Here is a 25,175-nt window from a genome sequence, read left to right as displayed (position 1 = left end):
CTCACCGCGTCTCGTGTCAGCTCTGCAGCTCGACCCCCCAGTTCGTCCTCTGCACGTCGGCGTCGAGCCCGCGCAGCTCGCGCGCCACGGCGTCCGCCTGCTCGCGCAGCTCCCGCACCGGCAGCGCGGGCAGGCGGCGCAGCTCGCTCCGGAGCTGGCGGTAGCCGCGCTCGCCGGCGGCCGCGTCGGCCGCGCGGGTCAGGAGGCTGTGCCGGGCGCGCAGGGCCTCGCGCCGGGCGAGCGCCGCGGTCAGCACCTCGCCGGTGGGAGTGGTGGCCGTCGCGTTGGTGAGGTTGATCGCCGTGACCAGCCGCTCGAGCTCGCCCAGTGCGCGCGTGCAGTCGGCGAGCAGCTCGGCCGGGTCCTCGGTCGGCTCCTCTCCCTCCTGGTAGGAGGCGTTCGCGACGATCCGCGACTGGAGGGCCTCGATCCGCTTCTGCAGGTCGGCCCGCTCGAGGAGTGCTTCGGCGAGAGTCATGCGACCAGGCAAGCACACATCGACGGGACCCGCGCCCCTAGGCTGCGACCGTGCCGCTGCAGAACCATCCCGGAGACGTCGAGTTCCCCGTCCGACCCCGGCTGCGCTACGCGCGGGCGGCCGATGCGCACCGGCGCGGGCAGGGCGCCGGACGCCGCGTCCTCCTGGTGACGGCCTTCGCGGCTCCGGTGGGCCTGGTCGGCTTCGCATGGGGGCTCGCGCTCGGCGGCGGCGAGAGCGTCGTCGCGTTCACGGCGTTCGCGTTCGCTCTGGCCTTCGGGCTGCTCGCCGCCACGGTCGGCTTCCAGCAGTGGGATGCGCGCGCGCCGCGCCGCGAGCAGCTCGCCTACCTCGGCGCGGCCGACTCGCCGACCCCGTCCCTCCGCCAGCAGCAGCTGCTCGCGCTCGACGCGGTCAGCGACTTCTCGTTCGCCGGCTGGAACTCCTCCCTCGCGTTCCAGCCCTCGTGGGCCGAGCTCCCGGAGGAGCTGCGGCGCCGCTACGCCGACGGAGCGAAGGGGGCGCCCTGGCAGCAGCTGCCGCTGCATCCGCTCGTCGAGCACCGGGTCGCGCTCGACCGCGACTTCCGCATCGCCTCGGCCGACGACGTCGAGCTGCTGGTCGCCGACGTGCTCACCCGCGGGCCGCTCTCGACCCGCTTCGCCGAGGTCTCGGCCTCCGCCGACGCCGAGCGGATGCGCTCCCGGGTCGCCGCGCTCACCGGCGGCAGCGAGTTCCACCTCCTCGAGCTCGCCCAGGCGGTCGACGGGCGTCCGCCGCTGCTCCTGCTCGCGGGCGACGCCGAGCGCACGATCGGCGCGATCCGCTACGCCTACGTCGCCGGCTACCTCCCGGCGGCGCGGGCCTGGGAGCTGCTGGCCGCGGTCGGCGACCGCGTCTTCGAGCGCTACTCCGGCTGGGACGCCTACTGGGCCGACGCGGCCCTCGCCATCGCCTTCCGCACCGACTCCCTCGGCGCCGTGCAGCACCACCACCGTCTGCGCGCGGAGCTCGCGGCGTCGGGGTGGCCGGCGGCGGCGGTGCCGTACCCGGGCTGAGCGCGGCTGCGGAGACGGTGCCTCCGAGCCGGAGCGTCCGGACCGGAGGCGCGCAAACGAGGTGACCTCCGTCGCCGACCGTGCCCACCGACCCTGCGAGCGCTGCGGCCCCGGGGTCAGCCCAGCTTCGAGGCGGGCACCGTCTCGAGGTGGAGCAGGTCGCGGCGCAGGCGCTGCGAGCGGACGTAACTGCTCAGCACGTGCTCGGGCGAGGGCGGGGAGTCGCTCCCGCCGAGGAGGGCGCGCGCGGTCGTGAGGCGTGCGCGGCGGATCTCGTCGAACACGGTGGTGCCGTTCCGCGCGAAGGTGCGCTGCAGCGTCCGCTTCGGGACGCCGAGGCGCTCGCAGATCTCCTGGACCGAGAGGCGGGGGTCGGTGGACATCGCGGCGATCAGGGCGAGGGCGCGCGTGTAGACGTCCTCGCTGCTCTCGCGCGGCAGCGAGGTCGCCAGCACAGCGCCCGCCAGCTGCTCGACGGCGGCCCGCACCAGGGGGAAGGCGGGGGAGTCGGCGTCGAGGGTGGAGCCGAAGGTCGCGTTGACGGTCGAGAGCAGGATTCCGCGGCTGGCCGCGTCGGCCTCGGTGACGACGGCGCCACGGTCGGCCGAGTCGACCAGGCCCAGCAGCGGGCGGTCGAGGGCGATCTCGGTGCGGGCGCTCGGGGTGTCGGTCACGATCGTGAACGGGGAGTCGCAGTGGAGGAAGGCGATGGCACCCGGCGCGACGCGGACCTCGAGCGCCGCCGGATCGTCCGGCTGGATCACGAGCGCGCCCTCGAGCGGGATGATCAGGCGGACGCCCGGGCCGGCGGCGGAGGTGCGGTGCAGGCGGGCCGGCGAGTGCCAGATCCGGAGCACGTCGACGCCGTCGCTGCAGAGGGTGTCGGCCACGATGCGGAACGCGCCGTTCGCGCGGACGTCGACGCCGCTCTGCGCCAGCCACGCGGCCGCCGCGGTGTCCCGGCGGGACACTCCGCGATCGACGATCGGTCGGCTGCCTTCTGCGATTCCCCTCACGGCGGAGTCCTTTCCTCTGGCGCGTCCTCCGTACGACGCGATCCCTCTACCCTGGCCGATCCGGCCCGGTGGTGAGAAGTCTTCATGCGATCGCATCGTCGCTCACCTCCACCGCAAGGTGTCGGATCCCGCCATCGGGGGACGGAACCGGACCTCCGGGGTGCGCCTCGGATCGACGTGGACCTCGAGCGCGGCGACGTCGGTGAACGGCCGGTCGTCGCTCGTGCGGCCCCTCAGCACGATGGAGTGGCGGAGCGTCCGGGGCGCCCGCAGCGGCGCGATCGTGTAGTGCGCGACGGCCACGAACCCCGCTCCCGGGGCGACCCGCTCGGGCCGGCCGACGACGGTGACCGGGGCCTCGTCGTAGTCGAGCTCGACGCCCGAGCCGTCGGTGAAGGAGCCGCAGAACAGGGCGAGGTCGTGCAGGGCGGCGGTGCCGGAGTTGTGGAACTGCATCCAGAAGGTGATCACGGCGACGGAGCCGCGGGCGGGCGCGAGCCGCACCGCGCTGCCGTCGAGGACGAGGTGCGGGGGCGCATCGAGCGTCGGAGCTCCGAGCATCAGCCGCGCCGCCTGACGCCCGCCGCCGGTGCGGCCACCGGTTCCGCTCCGCGTCCCGCCAGCTGCAGGAGGCCGCACGCGGCGACCACTCCGACGAGGGCGGCCGCCCAGCTCAGGTCCTGCTGGTCGAACTCCCGGAGGTGCGCCGGGACGCCCGTGAATCCGAGGATCCCCTGGGCCGCGGCGACGGTGGCGAAGGCGAGCAGCGCGGCCGTGGCGGCGACCGCGGCCGGGGCGGGCGGGTCGCCCTCCGAGTCCTGGGCGAAGCGGCGGACGGCGTGCGCGAGGGCGAGTGCGCAGAGGGCTGCGGCGACGAGGGCGGCCGCGGTGTAGGCCGGGCCGGCGGCCAGGAGGAGGAGGGTGCCGACGACGACCCGCAGGCAGGCTGGAAGGACGCCGGGAGCGCTGCATCCACGCGCGCCCGGGCCTCCGCCGAGGGCCGCGGCGCGGGCGCGGGACTCCTCGAGGCGCCTCCGGACGCCATGAGGACCGGCGGCGCGGAGCAGGGCGGTCGCGCCCGAGGCGAGCAGCGCGACGCCGACGAGCAGGGGGAAGACGAGGGCGGCGGTGGGCAGGGCGGGGGCGGCGTCGGCAGGGGTCATCGGGTCTCCTTCGGGGCGGGGACGGGGCGCGGCACCTCGATGATCCGTCCTCGCGGAGCGCCTCGGGAGGCCGGGCGCGAACGCTCATGAGGCAGGCGCGCCAGAACGTCAGAACGCGCCAGTGGACCGTGCCGCCGAGCTGTGCCAACGGCACCGCGGAACGTGCCACGCGCCTCCGCGTGCCCGCTGCGCGCCGTTTCGAGACGGCCTACGCTCACCGGATGGACGAGGTCCGGGACGCGTACGGCGCGCGGGCGGAGGAGTACGCGGCGCTGCTCGGATCGGTCGACGCGGGGCCCGCGGCCGATCGCGAGCTGATCGGGTCGTGGGCCGACGGGCTGGAGGGCACGGTCGCCGATGTGGGCTGCGGGCCCGGGCACTGGACGGAGTTCCTCCAGCGCCGCGGAGCCGCCGCTATCGGCGTCGACCCGGTGCCGGAGTTCGTCGCTCTGGCGCGGGCGCGGTTCCCGGACGTCCCGTTCCGGCTCGGCTCGGCGCTCGAGCTCGACGTCGACGGCCTCGGGGGTGTTCTCTCGTGGTACTCGCTCATCCACCTGCCGCCGGCGGAGCTGCCCGGCGCGGTCGCGGCGCTCGCCGCGCACCTCCGACCGGGCGGAAGCCTGCTGATCGGCTTCTTCCAAGGGCCGCGCACGGAGGCGTTCGCGCACGCCGTCGCACCGGCGTGGTTCCATCCGCTCGCCGAAATGCGCGCCCTCGCCGAGCAGGCCTGCCTCGAGGTGACCCACTCGCTCCGCCGCAGCGCCCCCGGCGTCCGCGACCACGGCGAGCTGATCGCTGTACTCCCGCGCTGACGCCGAGCTGATCGCCGTCCTGTGATCCGGACGCCGCCGACGCCGCGCTGGTTCCGTGCTGACGGCACCCGCTCCCGCTGGTCACCGGCGGCCGACGTCCCGGCCCACCGCATCCCCTCGAGACACCACCGCCCCGCCGGGACGCCGCCGTCTCAGCGGTGCCGCGGCGGTCCCGGCGGTGTCCCGGCGGACGAGGGCCCCCGCGCCTAGAGGCGGTCGGCGCGCCACTCCGTGGGGATCTCCTCGCCGCGGCGGAACGCCTCCTCCTCGCGCTCGCGCAGCTCGACGCGGCGGATCTTGCCCGAGATCGTCTTGGGCAGGGGGTGGAACTCGAGGCGCCGCACCCGCTCGAAGGAGGAGAGCAGCTCGCGGGTGTGGGCGAAGATCGCGCTCGCCGTCTCGGCGGTCGGCTCCCAGCCCTCGGCGAGGGTGACGTACGCCTTCACCACGCTGTGGCGCACCTCGTCCGGAGCCGGCACCACCGCGGACTCGGCGACGGCGGGGTGCTGCAGCAGCACGCTCTCGACCTCGAACGGCGAGATCTTGAAGTCGGAGGACTTGAAGATGTCGTCGGTGCGGCCCACGAAGGTGATCGTGCCGTCGACCGCGCGGACCGCCACGTCGCCGGTGTGGAAGTAGCCGTCGGCGCGGGCGCGCTCGGTGCGGTCCTCGTCGCCGAGGTAGCCGGACATCAGGTTGACGGGTTCGACGGACAGGTCGAGGCAGATCTCGCCGGTGGAGGCGGGCTCGCCGGTCAGGGGGTCGACGAGGGCGATGGCGACGCCGGGCAGCGCGCGCCCCATCGCTCCGGGGACCACGGGGGCGCCGGGCGGGTTCGCGATGATCGCGGTGGTCTCGGTCTGGCCGTAGCCGTCGCGGATCGTGAGGCCCCACTCCCGCTCGACGGTCGCGATGACCTCGGGGTTGAGCGGCTCGCCCGCCGAGAGGATCTCGGCCAGCGCGCGCGGCTTCACTCCGAGCGCCGACTGGATCAGCATCCGCCACACGGTCGGCGGCGCGCAGAACGTGGTGACCTCGGCCCGGTCGAGCTGCTCGTGCAGTGCGGTGGGGGAGAAGCGGCTGTAGTTGTAGACGAACACCGTCGCCTCGGCGTTCCACGGCGCGAAGAAGCAGCTCCACGCGTGCTTGCCCCAGCCCGGCGAGCTGATCGCCATGTGCACATCGCCCGGCTGGACGCCGAGCCAGTACATCGTGCTGAGGTGCCCCACGGGGTACGACTCGTGCGTGTGCACGACCATCTTGGGCTTCGAGGTGGTGCCGGAGGTGAAGTAGATCAGGCACGGATCGGAGCTCTGGACGACCACGGTCGGGCTGATGCCGAAGGGCTCGAGCGAGTCGGCGTAGTCGAGCCAGCCCTCGACGGCGCCGCCGACCGCGATGCGGCCGAAGCCGCCCTCCATCTCGTCGAACTTGGCTGTCTCGGAGGCGTCCGCGATGACGTGCGCGACCTCGCCGCGCTCGAGGCGGTCGGCCAGGTCGGCGGGTGAGAGCAGGGTCGTCGTGGGGAGGATGACCGCGCCGAGCTTCATGATCGCGAGCATCGACTCCCACAGCTCGAGGCGGTTGCCGAGCATGAGCATCACGTGATCGCCCTGCTCGACGCCGACCGAGTGGAGCCAGGCGGCGACCTCGTCGGAGCGCCAGCGCATCCGGTCGAAGGAGTACTTCTCCTCGGAGCCGTCCTCCTCCACGATCCAGAGGGCGGGGCGCTCGTTGCCGATGGCGATCGCGTCGAACCAGTCCACCGCCCAGTTGAAGCGGGGCCCGACGTCCGGCCACTGGAAGGCCTCGTTCGCGGCGACCGCATCGGTGCGGTGCTGCAAGAGGGTGTCGCGGGCGGCGCGGAAGCTCCCGGTGGGGTTCATGCATGTCTCCGTAGCGGTCGAGGTCCGGCCGCTGGCGGGACCGACCCCATTCTGCTCCCGCCGCGGTGCCGGGTGCTGCGCGACGGAGGCCCGGTGGGGACGCGCGTCGGAGGTAGCACCTGTGGAGGAGCGGCCGAGTCCGTCCCACGAACGACACGGCGTCAGCGGGAGGGCGGAGGGCTCGCCGCCGCAGCAGGCGCTCCCTCCGCTCCCTCCGCGGGACCTCAGTACTTGATGGACTGACCGCCGTCGATCGGGAGGACGGTCGCGTTCACGTACGAGGCGTCGTCCGAGAGGAGGAAGGCGACGACCGAGGCGATCTCGTCGGCCTCGCCGTAGCGCTTGGTCGGGTTGACCTGGATGAACTCCTCGGCCGCCTTGCGCGGGTTCTGCGGGTCGAGCTGCTTCATCGAGTTCTCGACCATCGGGGTCCAGATGGCCCCGGGCGCGATCGCGTTGATGCGGATGCCGAACTCGCCGTACTCGATCGCGGAGTTGCGGGTGAGGCCGACGACGCCGTGCTTGGCGGCGGCGTAGCCGGACTGATTGCCGATCGCGGTGATGCCGCCGACGCTCGCGGTGTTGACGACCATGCCCGAGCCCTGCTCGCGCATCACCTTCAGCACCTTCTCGAGGCCGAGGAACACGCCCCGGAGGTTGATCGCGACGACCTTGTCGAACTCGTCGGCCGTGAAGTCCTCGGTGAGGTTCTGGCGGCCCTCGATGCCGGCGTTGTTGAAGAAGCCGTCGATGCGGCCGAACGCCTCGAGGGTGCGCGCGACGTAGGCGTCGACGTCCGCCTCCTTCGACACGTCGGCGAGGACGGTGATCGACTCGGTGCCCTCGGGCAGGACGTCGACCGTGGCGGCGAGGCCCTGCTCCGAGATGTCGACGAGGGCGAGCTTCGCGCCCTCCTGGGCGAGGCGGACGGCGGCAGCGCGGCCCAGGCCGGATCCACCTCCGGTGATGAGGACGACGCGGTCGGTGAATCGGGTGCTGGTGGTGGTCATGACGACTCCTGCTCGAAGAGGGATGGGCTCGGAGGCCGTGTGGTCGGCGAGTCCGTATCCATGCGTCTGCATGCAAGTGACTCCACGATACTCCACAGGTGTCGGTTGAGTCTGAGTGCGCGGTCAGGGATGGAGTGATCCGGGCTGCGGGCGCCCGCGGTCGAGCCCGGTGGACCCTCACGAGCGGGGCCGCAGGATCCGACGCGAGCACTCGGGTTCTGGGCAGAGCCGCCCCCGACCCCGATCCGCCTGGCCGCCGCTTCCGGGCGACCGAGCCGCACCGGCCGAGCAGGCGAATCGCCGAGCCGCCCCGGCCGAGCAGGCGAGTCGCCTGGCCGCGGCCGATCCGCCGCTCGCCCGCCTACAGGTGCGGCTGCCCCGTCGAGGCGCTCGTCCCGCCGTCAACGGCCAGGATCGCGCCGGTGATGTACGCCGCGTCCGCGCTGGCGAGGAACAGCACCGGCGGGGCGATGTCGTCCGGCTGCCCGGGGCGCCCGAGGGCGATGCGGTCGATGAAGGGCGCGAGCTCCTCGGGGGTCGAGGCCATCGACTCGGTCAGCGGCGTCTGCGTGAAGGCGGGCGCGACGGCGTTGACCCGCACACCGTGCGCGCCGAAGTCGAGGGCCAGCGACTGCACGAAGGTCGTGATCGCGCCCTTGGTCGCGTTATAGGCGGCCTGGCCCCAGTCGCCGCGGATGCCCGACACGGAGGAGACGACGACGATGTTGCCGCGGCTCGCCTTGAGGTGGGGGAGCGCTGCCTTCACCGCGTAGAAGAGGGCGTCGACGTTCGTGGCGAAGAGCGAGCGCCAGGCGTCGTCCTCCACCTCATCGATCGGGCCGCCGAGGTGGCCGGCCGCGTTGTTCACGAGGACGTCGATCCCGCCGAACCTCGCGACGGTGCCCTCGACGAGCGCGTCGACCTCGGCTCGGACCGAGACGTCGGTGGGGACGACCAGGACGCGCTCGGCCGGGAAGCCGGCGACGGTCTCCTCGAGCGTGGCGGGGGTGCGCCCGGCGACCGCGACGCTCGCGCCCTGCTCGAGGAAGGCGCGTGCGATGGAGCGGCCGATGCCGGAGCCGGCTCCGGTGACCAGGACGGTGCGTCCGGAGAAGGGGTAGGTGTTCGAGGCGATCATGGCGGTGCCTTCCGGGTGCAGAGGGGCGGCTCGGCGGGGTGCGCCGGGAGCGGCGGGCGTCGGATCCGCCCGGTGCCGATCATCCGCGGCACCCGAGCGGATCGACGGGCCGCCGCGCCGGTACGGAGGAGCTCCCCATCGATCCGCAGCACGGCTCCCGACCCTGGCAACCGCCGCAGAGTGCGATCCGCGGCCGCGCGGGCTCGGGTAGACCGGAGGGACGCCAGTGGACAGGGGGAACCACCATGGACACCACGAGAACGACCGCTCCGCGCCGGGCGACGGGGCTCCGGGCCGGACGGCGCGCGACCGCGCTGGGCGCCTCGGCACTGCTCACGGCGCTCGCTCTGAGCGGCTGCACGAGCGGCGCCGACCAGGCGGAAGAGGCGACACCCGCCGTTCCCGGCACCGCTGCTCCGACGACCGCCGCTCCGACCGCGACGCCCACCGACGCTCCGCTCGGGCCCGTGACGCTGCCCGAGGGAGCGACCGCCGCCGTGCGGTGGACCGACCAGGTCGGCCCCGTCGATCCGCAGACCGTGAACCTCAGCGGCGATCCGCTGCACATCACCGTCTCGGTCGCCTGCGACACCGCGGACGCCGAGGTGACGATCGAGGTCGTCGGCCTGATGACGAGCGGATCGTCGTGCGTCTACAGCCCGAGCACGACCCGCACCGGCACGGGAGGCGGCAACACGGGCACCATGCAGATCGCCGTCGAGCAGGACGCCGAGATCAGGGTGACGACGGTGCCGGACGACGCGCACTGGTCGGCCGCCGTCTCGACCGGGGCGCGGACGGTCCCCGGGCCCTGACGCCGGCCTGCGCGCTCACGAGAACACAGAAGTCGCGGTGGTCGAGAGCGGCCACCGCGACGTCTGCGTTCTCGAGTCGTCGAGGACGTCAGCCGATCGGGACGCCGAGCTCGGCCATGAACGGCACGGCGTCGACCGCCTCGCCGTCGACCCGCGTCTCGAAGTGCAGGTGGCAGCCGGTGGAGGCGCCGGTCGAGCCGCGCAGCGCGATGACCTGGCCGACGGTGACGGTCTCGCCGACCGACGCCATCAGCTCGCTGTTGTGGGCGTAGCCGGTCTCGATGCCGCCGCCGTTGTCGAGCAGGATCCAGTTGCCGTAGCTGCCCTGGTACGACGCCTCCTCGACGGTGCCGCTGGAGGCCGCGAGGACGGGCGTGCCGCAGGCGCCGGCGAGATCGGTGCCCTTGTGGAACAGGTTCACGCCGGCGACCGGCGCGTCGGGGCGGGGGCCGTAGCTGCTGCTGATGTGACCGGAGATCGGGACGACCCACGCTCCGGACGCTCCGGCGGCGGCCGCGGTCGACTCGCCGGAGGTGGCGGTGATCGCGTCGAGGGACGCGGTGGGCACGAGGACCTCGGGCTTGGCCTCGGCGGCGAAGGCGTCGCGGGTGACGCTCTGCTGCACGACTCCGGCCGCCACGAAGCTCTGCGGGCGGGCCGCGGCGACGGCGGTGGCCGTGTCGCGGGTCAGCTCGGAGTCGGCGGTGCCGCCCACGGCGAACGCGGGCATCGTCGACGTGATCGCGATGCCGGCCACGAGGGTCATCGCGGCGACTGCGGAGACGCGGGGGCGCGACGGGCCGCGGGAGGGGCGACGGCTGCGGGACTCCTGCTCACGGAGCGAGCGACGGGTCGGGAGGGCGGACGGACTGCCGGTCTCGGCTCCTGCGGGGGTGGGAGTCGAGGCGCGTGACGAACGGTGCATGCAGAGGAGGTTCCAGGTCTGCCGACGCTCGAGGGGGGAGGCGAGCGCCGGGTGGGGCAGTGGGGCTGATCGCACGGCTGAGCCGATGCGACCCTCCAAACTACCCGCGTTCCGCCGGATCCGACCTGAGAGAAACCTCCGGAGTCAAGCGGTTGAGCGCATCGATCGGCTCTCGATCCGGGGTGGCGGGGGTGCGCCGGGTCGCCGACGGGCGTGCTCAGCGGTCGGCGGTGAAGGCGAGCAGGGCGATCACGCCGGCGATCGTCGCCGCGACTCCGGAGCCCAGGCGCCACCACATCCACTTGTCGCGCCTGGGCCCGCGCACGGGACGCCGGAGGCCGGCGCGGCCCTGGTAGCCGCCGGGATCGTGCTGGAAGACCATGCCTCCAGCCTGCCGAACCCGCGCCCGTCGCGGGGCCGACTCGCCCGCGACTCCCAGCCGCGAACGGCACCGCAGGGCTGAAGCGAGAGCCGGGGGGAAAGGAGGAGAGGCGGCGACCAGGGGGAAGGGGAGGCGGGACGGCACGGGCGCAGAACGGCCGCCGCCCGCGCGCCTAGCGCGGCCCGGGCGCGCTCGCCAGCGGGTTCGCGGGGCGGGTGCCGCTCGGTAGCGTGGGGGAGTCGGCCGGAGCGGTCGACGAGCGGAGGAGCGGACATGGCCGGGACCGGCAAGGACAAGGACGCACGCGACAAGGCGGCGCAGAAGCGCGCGAAGAGGGCGCTGAAGAAGGCCGAGAAGTCGGTGCGCGCGGCGCACGAGGCGGTCCGCGACTCCAGCAAGAAGCTGCGCAAGAAGGCCCGCAAGCTGGCCGAGCAGACCGAGAAGCTCAAGCGGACCCAGGAGAAAACGGCGAAGAAGGCGGCCGCGGCCGAGAACCGCCCGACCACGCCGAAGCACGCCGCCGAGCCGGCGGTCGGCGCCCTCGACCTCACCCCGCCGCTGCCCGGCTCGCAGGAGCCCGCCGAGGATCAGGAGTCCGCCGAGGACGCCGGTGCCGCGGCCGGGTCCGCCGCACAGCCGGAGCCGGCCCCCGACTCCGACCCTGCGCACACCCCGGACCTCACCCCGCCGATGCCGCGCTCGGCCTCCTGAGCGCACCCGTCTGAGCGCCGCACGCCGGTGCGGGCTCAGGTGAATCGCACCCACCGATGCGCCGCCCGCCTGAGAATCCGCACAGGGTAATCGGGCGGGCGTGCCCCGCGAGGTGAACAGCAGGTGAAGCCTCGCGACCACGCCGGAACGCCTCCCGCCGCGGGAGCATCATGTCTGCGTGGATCCCTTCATCCTGCTCGCGCTCGTCGTCGTCACAGCTCTCGCCTTCGACTTCACCAACGGCTTCCATGACACGGCGAACGCGATGGCCACGTCCATCGCGACCGGTGCCCTGAAGCCCCGCACCGCCGTCGCCCTCTCGGCGTCGCTGAACCTCGTCGGTGCGTTCCTCAGCATCGAGGTGGCGCTGACCGTCACCAACGCGGTCGTGAAGATCCAGGACTCCTCGGGCGCACCCGATCCGGCGCTGCTCGAGGACGGCGGATCCGCTCTGCTGCTGATCGTGCTGGCCGGCCTCATCGGCGGCATCGTCTGGAACCTGCTGACCTGGCTGCTCGGCCTGCCGTCGAGCTCGTCGCACGCCCTCTTCGGCGGCCTGATCGGCTCCGCTCTCGCGGGCCTCGGCCTCAACGGCGTCAACTGGGCCGGCGACGGCACGAAGCTCGACGGCGTCGTCGGCAAGGTGATCCTCCCGGCGCTGATGTCGCCCGTGCTCGCCGGCGCGGTCGCGGCGATCGGCACCTGGCTCGTCTTCCGCGTGATCGGCAACCTCGCCGAGAAGAGCCTCCACCGCGGCTTCCGCTTCGGCCAGATCGGCAGCGCCTCCCTCGTCTCGCTCGCGCACGGCACCAACGACGCGCAGAAGACCATGGGAGTGATCACGCTCGCGCTGATCGCGGCCGGCGGCTGGAGCGACACCGAGTCGGTCCCCTTCTGGGTCAAGCTCAGCTGCGCGCTGGCCATCTCGCTCGGCACCTACATCGGCGGCTGGCGGATCATCCGCACCGTCGGCAAGGGCCTCGTCGAGATCGACACCCCGCAGGGCATGGCCGCCGAGAGCGCCTCCGCCGCGGTCATCCTCGCCTCCAGCCACCTCGGCTTCGCCCTCTCGACCACCCACGTCGCGACCGGCTCGATCCTCGGCTCCGGAGTCGGCCGACCCGGAGCGCAGGTGCGCTGGCGCGTGGCGCTGCGCATGGTGATCGCCTGGGTCATCACGCTCCCGGCCGCCGCTCTCGTCGGCGCCGTGATGTGGTGGATCGGCCACCTCGTCGGAGGCGCGGCCGGCGGCCTCCTGATGGCCGCGATCCTCGTCGCCGTCGCCTCCCTCATCTACATCCGCTCGCGCCGCGACAGCATCGGTGCGCACAACGTCAACGACGAGTGGCAGGACGCGGCGGCACGCCCCGCGCCCGAGACCGCCGGCGTCTGAGCGAAAGGATCCGCACCGTGCTCTCCCTCTTCCTCTCCGCCGCCGGCCAGGTGGCCCTCGTCGCCGTGCTCCTCGGAGCAGGCCTGCCCGTGCTCTTCGCCGTCGGCGTCCGCTCCTTCGCCGTCGCCGCCGGTGCTCCCGCCTCGGGCGGGTCCGACGCCCCCGCGGTCCGGAGCGGTCTGCCCGCCCCGGTGCTGCGCGGGATCGGCGTGCTCTGCTTCGCCCTCGTCGTCGGCTCCGTCGTGATCGGCCTGAGCGTCATCATCGCGACGGGCCTCGGCCAGTCGGTGAGCTTCGAGCACGTGATCCCGACCTTCGTGCCCAAGGGCTGAGCATGGCCTCGACCGATCCGATCGCGGCGCGGGAGGGGATCGTCGCCCGCGTGGTCGGCTGGCTGCGCGCGGGCTACCCGTCCGGCGTGCCGGAGCAGGACTACCTGCCGCTGCTGGGCCTGCTGCGCCGCAGCCTCACGACGGACGAGGTCGAGCAGGTCGTCGCGCGGCTCCTGTCGGAGTCGGAGCGGGCCGAGACGGTCGTCTCACGGGCCGTCGTGCGCGAGCGGATCGAGCAGCTGCTGCTCGGACCGGCGCTGCCCGAGGACGTCGCCCGCGTCTCCTCGCGGCTCGCGAGCGCGGGCTGGCCGCTGGCGGGCCCGGAGTCGCTGGCCGAGCCGGACACTCGCGAGGGCCTGGTCGCGCGCATCGTCCGCTGGCTGCGCGCCGGCTATCCGGCCGGGCTGCCCGAGCAGGACTTCGTGCCGCTGCTGGCGCTCCTCCGCCGCCGTCTGAGCGACGAGGAGGTGGCCGAGGTGGCCGCCGGTCTCGCCGCCGACGCGCCCGCCTCCCGCGCGGACGTCGGCACAGCGATCGCCGGAGTGACCTCGGAGCTGCCCTCGGAGGAGGACATCGAGCGCGTGCGCCGGTCGCTGGCCGCGCTGGGCTGGCCGGAGGAGTTCGCGAGCTGACGCGCCGCGGCCCGGGTCTCGGGCCGCAGGAGGCCGCGAGCCTCTCCGCCGCTGTCGCCGGCGAGCCGGCCGGAGAGCCCGCTGGCCGACCTCGCCGCGATCCCGGGCGGTCCAGCCGTCGAAGGGTGACCCCGCCGGGACCAGGACGCGGACGCTGCAGCGGTCGGGGCCCGCCGTGAGCGGGCGGGACGAGCGCTGGAGCGTGTCCTCGGGCGGGCGACAGGCGGCCGCCCGGTCGGCAGGGGAGTCGCGGGGTCACGACGCGCGCCGTCCGCCGTCCTAGGTTCGGCCCGGGTCCGGATCGGCTGCGCAGCCGGCTGCCGGACCGCAGCCCGACCGGAAGGACACCCCATGCCCGCACCCACCATCGTCCTCGTCCACGGAGCGTTCGCCGACGCCGCGAGCTTCGCCCCGGTCACGCGGATCCTGCTCGACGCCGGCCACGCCGTGCGCGTCCCGGCCGTGCCGAACCGCAGCCTGCTGGGCGATGCGGAGTACCTCCGCTCCTTCGTGGAGCAGCTCGACGGGCCGGTCCTGCTGGCGGGCCACTCCTACGGCGGCGCCGTGATCACGGTGGCGGGCGCCGCCGAGAACGTGGTCGGCCTCGTCTACCTCGCGGCCTACGCGCTCGAGGAGGGGGAGAGCCTCGGGCAGCTGCAGGGCGCCTTCCCCGACTCCGACCTCCCGGCGAACCTCGTCTACACACCGTTCCCGATCGACGGAGCGGAGCCGGGCACGGACGTGTCGGTCGCGGTGTCGGCGTTCCCGGAGGTGTTCGCGGCCGGGATCGATCCGGCCGAGGCGGCCGTGCTCGCGGTCGGCCAGCGCCCGCTCGCCGCTCTGGCCTTCGGTGAGGCCGCTCCCGTCGCCGCCTGGCGGACCCGGCCGAGCTGGGGCGTCGTCGCGGCCGCGGACCGGACGATCAACCCGGACGTCGAGCGGTTCGGCTACCGGCGGGCGGGCGTGCGCTCGGTCGTCGAGCTCGACGCGCCGCACCTGGTGATGCGCTCGCACCCGGAGGAGGTCGCGCGGGTCATCGCCGACGCTGCGGCGGAGCTGAGCTGACCGCGGAGTCGCCTGACCGCGGAGGGGTGCGCCGAGTGCCGGTGCGCTCCTCCGCACCCCGCCGCGCACCGCCCCCACCCGGAAGCACGCCCCGCCGATCTAGGTACTCCCGCCGCGGATCTAGGTCGGCGTCGCGTGGAGTCGGGCCCGCCTCCTCCCTAGCCTCGAAGGGAGAGAAGGGCGGGATCGTGGACACGGACACCGCGCGGCTCGGCGCCTACCTCCGGGGGCACCGCGACCGGCTGCGTCCCGACGAGGTCGGCCTGGGCGCCGACGGCAGGCGCCGCGTCAGCGGGCTGCGCCGCCAGGAGGTCGCCGTGCTCGCGGGGATCAGCCCGGACTACTACCTGCGGCTCGAGCAGGGCAAGGACCGCCGCCCCTCGGCGCAGGTCCTGGACGCTCTGGCCCGCGCGTTCCGTCTCGACGCGGACGGGCGCGACTACCTCTTCCGGCTCGGCGGACACGCCGCGCCGCGCCGCTCACCGGGCTGGGCGCAGGCCGGGCCGACCCCGGCGCAGGTCGGCAGCCTGACGAGCATGGTCTCGTCCTGGACCACGACGCCCGCCTACGTGGTCGACCGCTACCAGGACCTCGTCGCCGTGAACGAGCTCGGCCGCCTGTTCCTGCCCCTGGCCTGCGAGCAGGGGACCAACATGATCGAGGCCGTCGTCGACGCCGCGGCGCTCGAGACCGACGCCGAGCGGCACGAGGACTGGGACCGCACGATCGCCGTGATGACCGCTGCCCTCCGCTTCCACTCCGACCCGGCGGACCCGCGTCTGCGGGTCCTGGTCGCCTCGCTCGGGGGCCGCTCGCGGGTCTTCCGCCGCGTCTGGGCGAGCCAGGAGGCGTATCCGCTCCGCGAGGGCTCGTCGCCGGTGCGCGTCGACCCCTTCGGCTTCATCGCCTTCCGCTGGCAGACCCTGGAGGTGCACGGAGGCGACCACTTCCTGACCTCCTTCTTCGGCGCCCCCGGCAGCGCCGCGGCCGCCGCGATCGATTTCATCCGGGCCCGTCACCGGGTCGAGGAGTGTCTGCGCGAGGGTGCGATACTCGACGCGTGAAGCGGGACGCGCTCGTCGTCGGTCGGGGATCGGAGCTCGCGCGGCTCCGTCTGATGGTCGAGGGCATCGCCGCCCACGGGTCGGCGCTCGTCATCGACGGGGACGCCGGGGTCGGCAAGACCACCCTGGTCGAGGAGGTCGTCGCCCACGCCCGCGCACGCGACGTGCGGGTGCTGCGCACCGCGGGCTCCGCAGCGGAGTCGGGCGACCAGTACGCGGCGCTGCAGCTCCTCCTGCACCCGCTCCGCCCGGGCCTCGACGGCCTGCCCCTGCCGCAGCGGGACGCGCTCCGCGTGGCCTTCCACCTGGCGGACGGAGTGCAGCCGACGCCGCTCCTGGCCGGCCTCTCGGCCCTGACCCTCCTGAGCGACGCCGCCGCCGATCGGCCCCTGCTGGTCGTCGTGGAGGACCTGCACCGGATCGACCCGGAGTCGGCGTGGGCGCTGCGGATGCTCGCCCGCCGCATCGGCGAGGACCGCGTCGTCGTCGTGATGACCACGAGGGACCGGCCCGAGGAGGACTCCGGCCTCGAGCACCTCCACCTCGGGCCGCTGTCGGCCGCCGACTCGGCCGCTCTCCTCGACACGCTCCCGCATCCTCCTCGCGGCGCCGCCCGGCGCGCTCTGCTCGACCTCGCCCGCGGGAATCCGCTCGCCCTGGTGGAGCTGACCGGGCGCGACCCGTCGGCCGACGAGGCGGAGGACCGCGCGGTGACCGGACGCCTCGAGTCGGCCTTCGCCGAGCGCTTCGCGGAGCTCGACCAGCCCTCGCGGCTCGCCGTGCTGGCCGTGGCGCTGGGCGACGTCGCGACGGCGGAGGAGGCGAGCCGGCTGGCGAACCTGGCGATCGGCCGCCACCCCGACCCCTCCTGGATCGACCGGGCCGTCGCCGCGTCGCTGCTCAGCTGGACGCCGGGGAGCGGACTCCGCTTCCGGCACCCTCTCGTGCAGTCCGCGGTGACGAGCGTGAGCCGCCCCTCCGAGCGCGCAGCCGTGCTCCGCACGCTCGTCCAGGAGCACCGCGACGACCCGAGCCGGACGCTCTGGTGGCGGTCGGAGCTCGCGACCGGCTCGGACGGGCCGGTCGGCGAGGAGCTCGCCGGTCTCGCGGCGTCCGGCCTCGCGACGGGCGACGTCGTCCTGGCGGCTCAGGCGATGGAGCGGGCGGCGGAGCTGACCCCCGCGGGGCCGCTGCGCGTCTCGCGCCTGATCGACGCGGCCGAGTACTCCGGACTCGCCGGCCGGACCGCGGAGGCGGCGCTGCTCGTGCACCGCGCGGCGGGTGAGACCGTCGATCCGGTGCTCACCGCCCGCGCCGCCTGGACGCGCGAGACGCTGCCGACCGGGCGAACGGCCCTCTCGCGGGGAGACCTCTCGCCCGCGCTCGCCGCGGTGACCGCGCTGCAGAGCCACGGAGCCGTCGACGCCGCGACGGCCGCGCTCCTGCACCTCGCCGCCATCGCCTGGGACCACAACCGCGAGGCGTCGCCGGGGGAGCCGATGATCCAGGCGGTGCGCGCGCTCGCCCTCGACGACTCCGACCCGCGCGCCGTCCTGCTCGCGGCGGTCACCGAGCCGATCGCCCGCGGCGACGAGGTCGTCCGCCGGGCGCTCGCGGCGGCCGGCGGGGCGAGCGGTCCGGAGGAGGCGTGGTGGCTCGGCTACGCGCTGAACACGGCGGGCGAGGTCGAGGTCGCCCGGGAGCTCCTGGAGGCGGCGATCACCGGGCTGCGCGCGCGCGGCGACATCCGGATCCTCCCGCAGGCGCTCCTCGCCGCCTCGATGACCACGTCGCTCGCCGGCCGCATCTCGCGCGCCCGCTCCTTCGCCGAGGAGGCGCTCGTCCTCGGGAGCGACCTGGGGGACGTCGGCTTCGAGACCGCGTCCCGGGCCTGCCTGGCCTGGTTCGACGCGATGGAGGGCGTCGCGCCCGATCCCGAGGCGATCAGCGCGGGCAGCGCGATCGGCGCGGCCGTCCTCTGCTCGAGCGTGATGCGGGCGACGCTCCGCGGATCGCGAGCGGCGGTGGCGGTCCTCGAGTCGCGACCGGGCGACGCCGTGCCGGAGCTCCTGCCCCTCCTCGACACGGACGACGACTCCCTGAACCCCGGCTTCGCGATCCTGACCACGCCCGATCTCGTCGACGCGGCTCTCGCGATCGGGGACGTCGGAGTCGTGCGCCTGCACGCCGCGAGGCTGGAATCGCTCTTCGAGCGCTGGCACCAGCCGATGATCGAGGCGGCCCTCCGGTACGCGCAGATCGCCGTGGCGCTCGCCGACGGAGCGCCGGACGCCGCGGCCGGGCTGCTCCGCCGGACTCCGCCGCCGCTCCCGTACGTGCGGGCGCGGGCGCTGCTGCTCGTGGGCGACGAGCTGCACCGGGCCGGTCGGGCGGCGGAGGCGAGGCCCCTCCTCCGCGACTCGCTGGCGATGCTCGAGGAGCTGCCGATCCACGCCTGGGCCGATCGGGCCCGTGACGCGCTCCGGGCCGCCGGAGGGAGGATCGCGGACGCGCCGTCGCCGGCCGCTGCCACGCTGACCCCGCAGGAGCTGCGCATCTGCGCTCTCGCGAGCACGGGGCTGTCGAACCGCGCGATCGCGCAGAACCTGTTCCTTTCGCCGCGCACGGTCGGCGCGCACCTGTACGCGGCGTACCGCAAGCTCGGGATCGGCGGGCGGGGCGAGCTCGCCGCGGTGCTCGGGAGGGACGCGGGCGCCGACGCCTGAGGCCGGACTCCGCTCGCAGGGGCACCCGGCCCCCGTTCGAGCGCAGACGCGCAGGCGCGCCCCGGAACGGCCGGGACGCGCCTGCGAGCGTGCCGCGCTACTCCTGGATGAAGGCCAGCAGGTCGGGGTTGATGACGTCCGCGTGGACGGTCAGCATGCCGTGCGGGTAGCCCTCGTAGATCTTGAGCGTCGAGTTCTGCAGCAGCTCGTGCTGCTTGAGCGCGGCGTCCTTGTAGGGGACGACCTGGTCGTCGTCGCCCTGGGTGACGAGGACGGGGACGGTGATCGCCTTCAGGTCCTCGGTCTGGTCCGTCTCCGAGAAGGCCTTGATGCCCTCGTAGTGCGCGAGCGCGGATCCGGCCATGCCCTGGCGCCACCAGTTGTCGACCACGGGCTGCGAGAGCTCGACACCCTCGCGGTTGAAGCCGTAGAAGGGCCCGGAGGCCACGGCCTGGTAGAACTCGGCGCGGTTCGCCGCGAGAGCGTCGCGGAAGCCGTCGAACACCGAGATCGGCGTGCCCTCGGGGTTCGCCTCGGTCTGCACCATCAGCGGCGGGACCGACGAGACGAGGACGGCCTTGGCCACTCGGCCCTGGGGCTCGCCGTACTTCGCGACGTAGCGCGCGACCTGACCGCCTCCGGTGGAGTGGCCGATGTGGATCGCGTTCCGCAGGTCGAGGTGCTCGACGACCGCGTTCACGTCGCTGGCGTAGTGGTCCATGTCGTGTCCGGTGCCGACCTGGGTCGAGCGTCCGTGCCCGCGGCGGTCGGTCGCGATGACGCGGTAGCCGTGCGCGTGGAAGAACAGCATCTGCGCGTCCCAGTCGTCGGACGACAGCGGCCAGCCGTGGTGGAAGACGATGGGCTGCGCGTCGGTGCTGCCCCAGTCCTTGTAGTAGATCTCGACGTCGTCGTCCGTGGTCACAAACGGCATCTTCGAACCTCCGTGCTCGTGTCGATCCCGAGCCCGGCCCGGGTCGTGTCCAAGGTGGTGCCTCCCCGGATGAGGGTGGGGAGCGGCTCCACGATAGGGGCGTGGGAGCGCTCCCTGAAGAGCGCGGGGAGATGTTCCGACGATCGTCCAGACCTGGTCGCCCGGGCGGTGGCGGGGCCGCCGGCCGCGCTCGCCGAGTGGGGTCGGATGACTCGTGACCGGCACCGCGGACGCTGACAGGATCGCGGCGGACGCGCCCTCCCGCGGCGCGCGGATCGGAGGTCGCGATGCCCACGACGACGCCCACGACGACGGCCCTGCCGACGCCCCTGCCGACGACGCCCCGGCCGGCGGTGCTCCGGTGACCGTCGAGGACCGCATCCCCATCGAGCCGCAGGCGGTCGTCGCTCCGCTCAGCAGGTCCGCCGTCTTCCTCTCGCTCGACATCGTCGGCGGGCAGGACGCCGCGGACCGCGTGCGGGACGTCGTCGCCGACGTGGGCGGGATCCTCCGCGCGGTCGGCTTCCGCGACCTGGGCCTGCGCCTCTCGTGCCTGGTCGGGATCGGGAGCGACGCGTGGGACCGCTTCGGCGGGGAGGGGCGCCCCGCGCAGCTGCACCCGTTCCAGGAGGTGGTCGGCGCGGCGCACACGGCCGTCTCGACGCAGACCGACCTCCTGTTCCACATCCGGGCGGAGCGGGACGACGCCTGCTTCGAGTTCGAGCGCCTCCTGCTCGACGCGCTCGGCGAGGACGTCGTCGTCCGCGACGAGGTGGTCGGCTTCCGCTACTTCGACAACCGCGACCTGCTGGGCTTCGTCGACGGCACCGAGAACCCGACCGGGGAGGCGCTGCCCCGCGTCGCGCTGATCGGCGCGGAGGACGCGGCGTTCGCGGGCGGCAGCTACCTGGTCGTGCAGAAGTACCTGCACGACCTGACGTCCTGGCACGCGCTCACCACCGAGCAGCAGGAGCGGGTCATCGGCCGGAGCAAGGCCGACAACGTCGAGCGCGAGGACGATCCGGCGCAGCTCTCGCACAAGGGGCTCGCGACCGTGGTCGACGCCGGCGGGACCGAGCACGACATCCTCCGCGACAACATGCCCTTCGGCCGGCCCGGCAGGGGCGAGTTCGGCACGTACTTCCTCGGCCTGGCCGCCGACCTGTCGGTGATCGAGACGATGCTGACGCGGATGTTCGTCGGCGTGCCCGCGGGCCGGCACGACCGCCTCCTCGACTTCTCGACCGCGACGACCGGCGGGGTCTACTTCGTGCCCTCGCGGGACGTGCTCGAGGGCCTGGGCGGCTGAGCGCGGCCGGTCGTCGGGGCGCGGATCGAGTCGGATGACCGTGGTGCCGCCCGGGCCGGAGCGGTGGGATCGGAGCAGCGCAGGCGCGCAGGACGATCAGCAGGGAGAACGCCGTGGAACCCGACGACAGCACCGCTCCGCACCACGAGACCCCCGGTTTCGGAGACCCGGACCTCCCCCAGGAGGGGATCGTGAACACCGAGGGCGATCCCTCGGCGAACACGATGACCGGCCCGCAGAACCGCGTCCTGGAGGGACTGTTCCCGAACCAGATCGCCGCGCCCGCGACGGACATCAGCACGCAGCCGTTCTTCTGGTCCTCCTTCAACATCTCGCCGCGGCGGGTGCAGCGGGGAGGCTGGGCGCGCGAGCTCACGCAGGCCGACTTCGCGATCTCGAACGAGATCGCCGGCGTGAACATGTACCTCGAGGCCGGCGGGATCCGCGAGCTGCACTGGCACCAGAGCGCCGAGTGGGCGCTGATGACCAAGGGGAACTGCCGCATCACCACGCTCAGCCGCACCGGCCGGCCCAGCGTCGACGACGTGCAGGAGGGGGACCTCTGGTACTTCCCGCCCGGCCTGCCGCACTCCCTGCAGGGCCTCGGCCCGGACGGGGCGGAGTTCGTGCTCGCGTTCGACGACGGCGAGCAGTCCGAGAGCAACACGCTCCTGCTCACCGACTGGTTCGCGCACACGCCGCCGGACGTGCTGGCGAAGAACTTCGGCGTCGCGCAGGAGGTCTTCCGCGACATCCCGCTGCACGACCTCTGGATCTTCCCGGGCGACGTGCCCGGCGACCTCCAGGCCGACCGGGCCGCGGCCGGGGTGCAGGACGGCGACGAGGCGGTGATCTTCCGGCTCTCCCGCTCCGAGCCCGTGTACCAGAACAGCGGCGGCCGGATCCAGATCGCCGACAGCACGAACTTCCCGGCCTCGCGCACGGTCTCGGCCGCGCTGACGACCGTCGAGCCCGGCTCGATGCGCGAGCTGCACTGGCACCCCAACGCCGACGAGTGGCAGTACTACCTCCGCGGATCCGCTCGGATGACCGTCTTCAACACCGGCCCGCACGCCAACACGACCGACTTCCACGCCGGAGACGTGGGCGTCGTGCGCCGCAACTTCGGCCACTACGTGGAGAACACCGGCGACGACACGCTGGTCTACATCGAGACCTTCAAGAGCTCCCGCTACGAGGAGGTGTCGCTCGCCCAGTGGCTGAGCCACCTGCCGCCGTCGCTGGTCGCGCAGCACCTGAACATCCCGGAGGAGGTGCTGGCGACCTTCCCGCCCGGGACGCAGGGGATCACTCCGCTGCGCTGAGGGAGGGACGCGCGGAGGGGACGGGGACATGACGGAGGATCACGGGGCGGCGCTCCTGCCGTGGGCGGCTAGGGCGGCGGTGCTGCTGGATCGGCACCTGCGCGTGCTGGCCGCGACTCCGCTCGCGCGGGCGCTCTCGCCCGCCTTCGCCCCAGGAGCGAGCATCGCCCGCTTCACCTTCCTGGACTCGTCCGAGGTCGAGGACCTGCCCTGCTGGGGGTCCGCCGCCGACCAGGTCGCGGCGATGCTCCGCGACTCGCTCGAGCGGCACCGGGGGGACCGGGAGTTCCTGACGGTCGTCGGGGAGCTCTCGGCGAGGAGCCCCCGGTTCGCGGACTCGTGGGCGGCCGGGGCGGAGGCCGACGCACGCGGGTCGGTCGTGTTCCTCGACACCGCGGTCGGCTCCGTTCCGATGGACTACCGGCTGGTCCGGGACGGCGCGCGCCTCCTGCTCCTGTTCGAGGCGGGTGACGCGGCGGGTCGCGAGGCCCTCGCCCGGCTCACCGCCGCTGATCAGGCGCCGGCCGGGGCCGCCAGCGCGGTGCCCGACTCCGGAGCGGGTCGCAGCGAGGCGAGGACGTCGACGGCCGCGGCCGCCGGAGTCCCCGCTGCCGCGAGGTAGGTCACGACGTACCGGCCCGGAGCGCCGGCGAGCTCCAGGGTCTGCATCTCGAGGTCGAGCCAGCCGAACGGCTCGACGTGGACGCGGATCCACCGGTGGGTGAAGGGGCGGACCTGGTACTCGGCCCAGATCGACCGGAACAGCGGATTCTCGACCGAGCACTCGCCGACGATCTCGTGCAGCCGCGGATCGTCGGGGACGCTGTAGAACCGCAGCGCGGCGATCAGCTCGCAGAAGACCTGGCCCCACGCCTGCAGCTGGTCCGGCGGGTCGCCGTTCGCCACGGCGCGCGCGTAGCCGCGGGAGGTGGAGAGCAGCATGTTGGCGCCGGGCACGCCCTTGTCGGGGGCGAGACGGCTCATCAGGTCGTTCGCGCCGAGGACGTCGAGGTTGCGGTCGAACGCGTACGCCGGGGTCCTCGGCCAGTGGGCGAGCAGCGACTCCACGCCCTGGCCCGGCGGAGGGGAGTCGGGATCGCGCGGGCCGGGGCGCAGCCGGGCCAGCCGGAAGAGGTAGGCGCGCTCGAACTCGTCGAAGGCGAGCGCCTCGGCGAGGGCGTTCAGCACCTGGTCGGACGGGGCGACCGCGTGCCCCTGCTCGACGCGGAGGTAGTAGTCGCGGCTGATCCGGGCGCGGTCGGCGACCTCCTCGCGGCGCAGGCCCGGCACCCGCCGCCGGGTGCCCGCGGTCGGCACGCCGACCTGCTCCGGCCGCAGCGCCGCCCGGCGAGCGCGGAGGAACTCCGCGAGGGGGCTGCGAGAGCTCATCGTGCGACTCCATCGGATCACCCGCCGCGTCGAGCGGCGGTCGTGCGGGGGTGGGGCCGTACCGGTCGTCCGGTGGGACACAGAGTACCGTCGGGCGCTCGCGGGGCCCACTGCCCTGCTGCGCCTCCTGCCCGGCGCCGACCGGGAGACGGGCGCTCGGGACGGTTCGACAGAGGGTGCGCTCCGGAGGGTTCCGACAGAGGGAGGAGAGCGCGGCCGCGCCCGGCGGTCAGCATGGGGTCCTCGGAACCCGTCCCTCAGGAGTCGCGATGACGATCAGTGCACTCTCCTCGCCGCCCGCGCACCCGAGCGCCCCCGAGGACGTGGTGGTCCGGATGCTGAGCTCGGCGTCGCCCGCGCGGGAGCGGCTCCTGGTGGTCGAGGGCGGGATCGGCTCGGGCCGGACGCACATGCTGCGCTCCGCCGCGGCCACCGCTCGCGCCGCCGGCTGCGAGGTCGTGGAGGTGCGGCCGGACCGGGGCGACGCCGTGATCGGCGCGTCCTCGCTCGCGCTGTTCGCCACGCTGATCGGCCGTCTGCAGCGGGTGCGCGACTCCTCCGCCTCGCCCTGCGACCCCGGCTTCCTGATCGTCGTCGACGACTGGGAGCGGTTCGACGTCGCCGCCCGCGAGACCCTCCAGGCCCTGGTGACCCGGCTGGTCGACGAGGTCGGCGCCGCCTGCCTCCTCGCCACCGGCGACCGGCGCGTCCTCGCCGGCTGGGAGGGCCTCCGGCACCGTCGCACCGAGCCCCTCGACGCGGAGGCGGCCTGCGGCTTCCTGCGCGCCCACGGCGGCCGGCGGTCGCTCGCCGTCGAGGCGCGCCTGCTGCGGGTCGCGGAGGGGAATCCGCTGCTCCTCGACGTCCTCGGGCGGGCCTGGGCCGACGAGGACGCTCCCTCGCCCTTCCCGGTCTACCCGCGGCTCGAGCAGGCCGAGACCAGGGTGCTCGACCTGCTGGCTCCGCTGTCGGAGGAGTGCCGGGAGGCGCTCCTGGTCGCCGCGGTGGCGGGCGCCGAGTTCCCGGAGAGCATCGGGTCGGCCCTCGGAGACGGGGACAGCGCCCTGGTGCAGGCGGGGATCCTGACGGCGGGCGGCCGTGCGTTCCGCGACCCGGTGGTCCGAGCGGTGGTGCTCTCGACGGCGACGCCCCGAGCGCTGCGGGCGGCACGGAGGCGGCTCGCCGAGCGCCCGGAGTCGGCCCCGCACCTCCGCCTGCTGCTCGCGGCGGACGACGCCGCCGGGCCGGAGGAGCGGGCGCGGCTGCTGAGGGACGCGGCGGAGGAGCGACTCCGCGCGGGTCGGCCGCAGGAGGCGCTGCTCCTTTTCACCGAGGCGCGCTCGAGCGCGCGCTGTGCTGCTCTGCGGGAGGAGCTCGAGGCGCGCGCGGCCGCCGTCGCGGCCTTCACCGGCGACGCGGCGGCCCTCGAGCGGGTGGTCGAGCGCTCGCGGGAGGACGGCGGGGTTCCCGGGGCCGGCGTCGAGGCGGCGCGGCTGGCCGATGCGCTGCTCCGCACGGGGGACGTGGGCGGGGTCCGCCGCGCGGCCCTCCGGGCGCTCGGCGAGCCGCCTCCGTGCCGCCCGCAGCGCTCGGGGCGTCGCCGTCGAGAGCA

At 74.3% G+C, this 25,175-nt stretch carries 24 protein-coding genes and 1 pseudogene; 14 read left to right on the top strand and 11 right to left on the bottom strand.

The genetic code is table 11. The features are described from left to right. Positions 1–16: 16 nt before the first annotated feature. Positions 17–478, bottom strand: a complete 462-nt coding sequence (locus C5B98_RS15520) for a DIP1984 family protein (protein ID WP_104224023.1) — start codon at positions 476–478, stop codon at positions 17–19. 50 nt (positions 479–528) lie between these two features. Between C5B98_RS15520 and C5B98_RS15515 the strand changes: the two genes are divergently transcribed. Then, positions 529–1,536 (top strand): DUF1266 domain-containing protein, encoded by a 1,008-nt coding sequence (locus C5B98_RS15515; RefSeq protein ID WP_104328058.1) that lies wholly within the window; start codon positions 529–531, stop codon positions 1,534–1,536. A gap of 116 nt (positions 1,537–1,652) precedes the next feature. On the opposite strand, the gene C5B98_RS15510 is transcribed toward C5B98_RS15515, so the two are convergent. From C5B98_RS15510 to C5B98_RS15500, 3 genes are all read right to left on the bottom strand, one after another. Then, positions 1,653–2,552, bottom strand: coding sequence for a helix-turn-helix domain-containing protein (locus C5B98_RS15510; protein ID WP_181065566.1), 900 nt, complete (start codon positions 2,550–2,552; stop codon positions 1,653–1,655). 102 nt (positions 2,553–2,654) lie between these two features. After that, positions 2,655–3,113, bottom strand: coding sequence for a hypothetical protein (locus C5B98_RS15505; protein WP_104282897.1), 459 nt, complete (start codon positions 3,111–3,113; stop codon positions 2,655–2,657). Then, entirely contained in the window at positions 3,113–3,715 is a 603-nt protein-coding gene (locus C5B98_RS15500) for a hypothetical protein (RefSeq protein WP_104328057.1), read from the bottom strand. Before C5B98_RS15500 ends, C5B98_RS15505 begins: the two co-directional genes overlap by 1 nt. A 221-nt stretch (positions 3,716–3,936) precedes the next feature. Between C5B98_RS15500 and C5B98_RS15495 the strand changes: the two genes are divergently transcribed. Beyond that, complete coding sequence (locus tag C5B98_RS15495; protein WP_104328056.1) at positions 3,937–4,527, top strand: trans-aconitate 2-methyltransferase; 591 nt, start codon at positions 3,937–3,939, stop codon at positions 4,525–4,527. A 206-nt stretch (positions 4,528–4,733) separates the two neighbouring features. Here C5B98_RS15495 and C5B98_RS15490 read toward each other — a convergent pair whose 3' ends face one another. The 3 genes from C5B98_RS15490 to C5B98_RS15480 form a co-directional block, all read right to left on the bottom strand. Further along, the gene (locus tag C5B98_RS15490; protein ID WP_104328055.1) at positions 4,734–6,413 is read right to left on the bottom strand and encodes an AMP-binding protein; all 1,680 of its coding nucleotides are present in this window, start codon (positions 6,411–6,413) and stop codon (positions 4,734–4,736) included. A 224-nt stretch (positions 6,414–6,637) separates the two neighbouring features. Next, positions 6,638–7,423, bottom strand: a complete 786-nt coding sequence (locus C5B98_RS15485; protein WP_167299040.1) for a glucose 1-dehydrogenase — start codon at positions 7,421–7,423, stop codon at positions 6,638–6,640. A gap of 361 nt (positions 7,424–7,784) precedes the next feature. Next, positions 7,785–8,561 carry an SDR family NAD(P)-dependent oxidoreductase gene (locus C5B98_RS15480; protein ID WP_258063532.1) on the bottom strand — a complete coding sequence of 259 codons (777 nt, stop codon included), beginning with the start codon at positions 8,559–8,561 and terminating at the stop codon, positions 7,785–7,787. Positions 8,562–8,806: 245 nt separating this feature from the next. On the opposite strand from C5B98_RS15480, the gene C5B98_RS15475 reads away from it, so the two are divergent. Next, complete coding sequence (locus C5B98_RS15475; protein WP_104328054.1) at positions 8,807–9,376, top strand: hypothetical protein; 570 nt, start codon at positions 8,807–8,809, stop codon at positions 9,374–9,376. 88 nt (positions 9,377–9,464) lie between these two features. On the opposite strand, the gene C5B98_RS15470 is transcribed toward C5B98_RS15475, so the two are convergent. Continuing rightward, a complete protein-coding gene (locus tag C5B98_RS15470) occupies positions 9,465–10,142 on the bottom strand; it encodes a M23 family metallopeptidase (protein ID WP_181065565.1) in 678 nt (225 codons plus the stop codon). 376 nt (positions 10,143–10,518) lie between these two features. Continuing rightward, positions 10,519–10,683, bottom strand: coding sequence for a hypothetical protein (locus C5B98_RS17105; protein ID WP_181065564.1), 165 nt, complete (start codon positions 10,681–10,683; stop codon positions 10,519–10,521). Positions 10,684–10,956: 273 nt separating this feature from the next. Between C5B98_RS17105 and C5B98_RS15465 the strand changes: the two genes are divergently transcribed. From C5B98_RS15465 to C5B98_RS15435, 7 genes are all read left to right on the top strand, one after another. After that, positions 10,957–11,394, top strand: a complete 438-nt coding sequence (locus tag C5B98_RS15465) for a hypothetical protein (protein WP_104328052.1) — start codon at positions 10,957–10,959, stop codon at positions 11,392–11,394. Between the two features lie 178 nt (positions 11,395–11,572). After that, positions 11,573–12,787: an inorganic phosphate transporter gene (locus C5B98_RS15460; protein ID WP_104224012.1), complete on the top strand. Its 1,215-nt coding sequence runs from the start codon at positions 11,573–11,575 to the stop codon at positions 12,785–12,787. Between the two features lie 17 nt (positions 12,788–12,804). Further along, entirely contained in the window at positions 12,805–13,119 is a 315-nt protein-coding gene (locus tag C5B98_RS15455; protein ID WP_104227380.1) for a hypothetical protein, read from the top strand. A gap of 2 nt (positions 13,120–13,121) precedes the next feature. Further along, a complete protein-coding gene (locus C5B98_RS15450; RefSeq protein WP_104227379.1) occupies positions 13,122–13,751 on the top strand; it encodes a DUF3349 domain-containing protein in 630 nt (209 codons plus the stop codon). A gap of 351 nt (positions 13,752–14,102) precedes the next feature. Further along, a complete protein-coding gene (locus tag C5B98_RS15445; RefSeq protein WP_104248158.1) occupies positions 14,103–14,816 on the top strand; it encodes an alpha/beta fold hydrolase in 714 nt (237 codons plus the stop codon). Between the two features lie 188 nt (positions 14,817–15,004). Next, positions 15,005–15,880: a helix-turn-helix domain-containing protein gene (locus tag C5B98_RS15440; RefSeq protein WP_181065563.1), complete on the top strand. Its 876-nt coding sequence runs from the start codon at positions 15,005–15,007 to the stop codon at positions 15,878–15,880. After that, positions 15,877–18,606: an AAA family ATPase gene (locus tag C5B98_RS15435; protein ID WP_104328050.1), complete on the top strand. Its 2,730-nt coding sequence runs from the start codon at positions 15,877–15,879 to the stop codon at positions 18,604–18,606. The genes C5B98_RS15440 and C5B98_RS15435 overlap by 4 nt, the downstream gene beginning before the upstream one ends. A 97-nt stretch (positions 18,607–18,703) precedes the next feature. Here the strand turns inward: C5B98_RS15435 and C5B98_RS15430 are convergent, their stop codons facing one another. After that, entirely contained in the window at positions 18,704–19,540 is an 837-nt protein-coding gene (locus C5B98_RS15430) for an alpha/beta fold hydrolase (RefSeq protein ID WP_104328049.1), read from the bottom strand. A 214-nt stretch (positions 19,541–19,754) separates the two neighbouring features. Between C5B98_RS15430 and C5B98_RS15425 the strand changes: the two genes are divergently transcribed. The 3 genes from C5B98_RS15425 to C5B98_RS16730 all read left to right on the top strand — a co-directional run bounded on the left by C5B98_RS15425 (position 19,755) and on the right by C5B98_RS16730 (position 22,796). Continuing rightward, complete coding sequence (locus tag C5B98_RS15425; RefSeq protein ID WP_308471266.1) at positions 19,755–20,849, top strand: Dyp-type peroxidase; 1,095 nt, start codon at positions 19,755–19,757, stop codon at positions 20,847–20,849. 113 nt (positions 20,850–20,962) lie between these two features. Continuing rightward, positions 20,963–22,174, top strand: a complete 1,212-nt coding sequence (locus C5B98_RS15420) for a cupin domain-containing protein (RefSeq protein ID WP_244229514.1) — start codon at positions 20,963–20,965, stop codon at positions 22,172–22,174. Positions 22,175–22,202: 28 nt separating this feature from the next. Continuing rightward, positions 22,203–22,796 carry a hypothetical protein gene (locus C5B98_RS16730; RefSeq protein WP_146076982.1) on the top strand — a complete coding sequence of 198 codons (594 nt, stop codon included), beginning with the start codon at positions 22,203–22,205 and terminating at the stop codon, positions 22,794–22,796. On the opposite strand, the gene C5B98_RS15410 is transcribed toward C5B98_RS16730, so the two are convergent. Further along, positions 22,688–23,563 (bottom strand): helix-turn-helix transcriptional regulator, encoded by an 876-nt coding sequence (locus C5B98_RS15410; RefSeq protein WP_104328047.1) that lies wholly within the window; start codon positions 23,561–23,563, stop codon positions 22,688–22,690. The genes C5B98_RS16730 and C5B98_RS15410 overlap by 109 nt on opposite strands. A gap of 269 nt (positions 23,564–23,832) precedes the next feature. Between C5B98_RS15410 and C5B98_RS15405 the strand changes: the two are divergent. Beyond that, positions 23,833–25,175 (top strand): annotated as a pseudogene (locus C5B98_RS15405) (hypothetical protein); the annotation flags it as partial.

This window comes from Rathayibacter sp. AY1A5 (assembly GCF_002930875.1).
In the GTDB taxonomy this organism is placed as follows: domain Bacteria; phylum Actinomycetota; class Actinomycetes; order Actinomycetales; family Microbacteriaceae; genus Rathayibacter.
The sequence above is the reverse complement of the archived record's forward strand: the minus strand, read 5'-3'. Positions and strand labels throughout refer to the sequence as shown.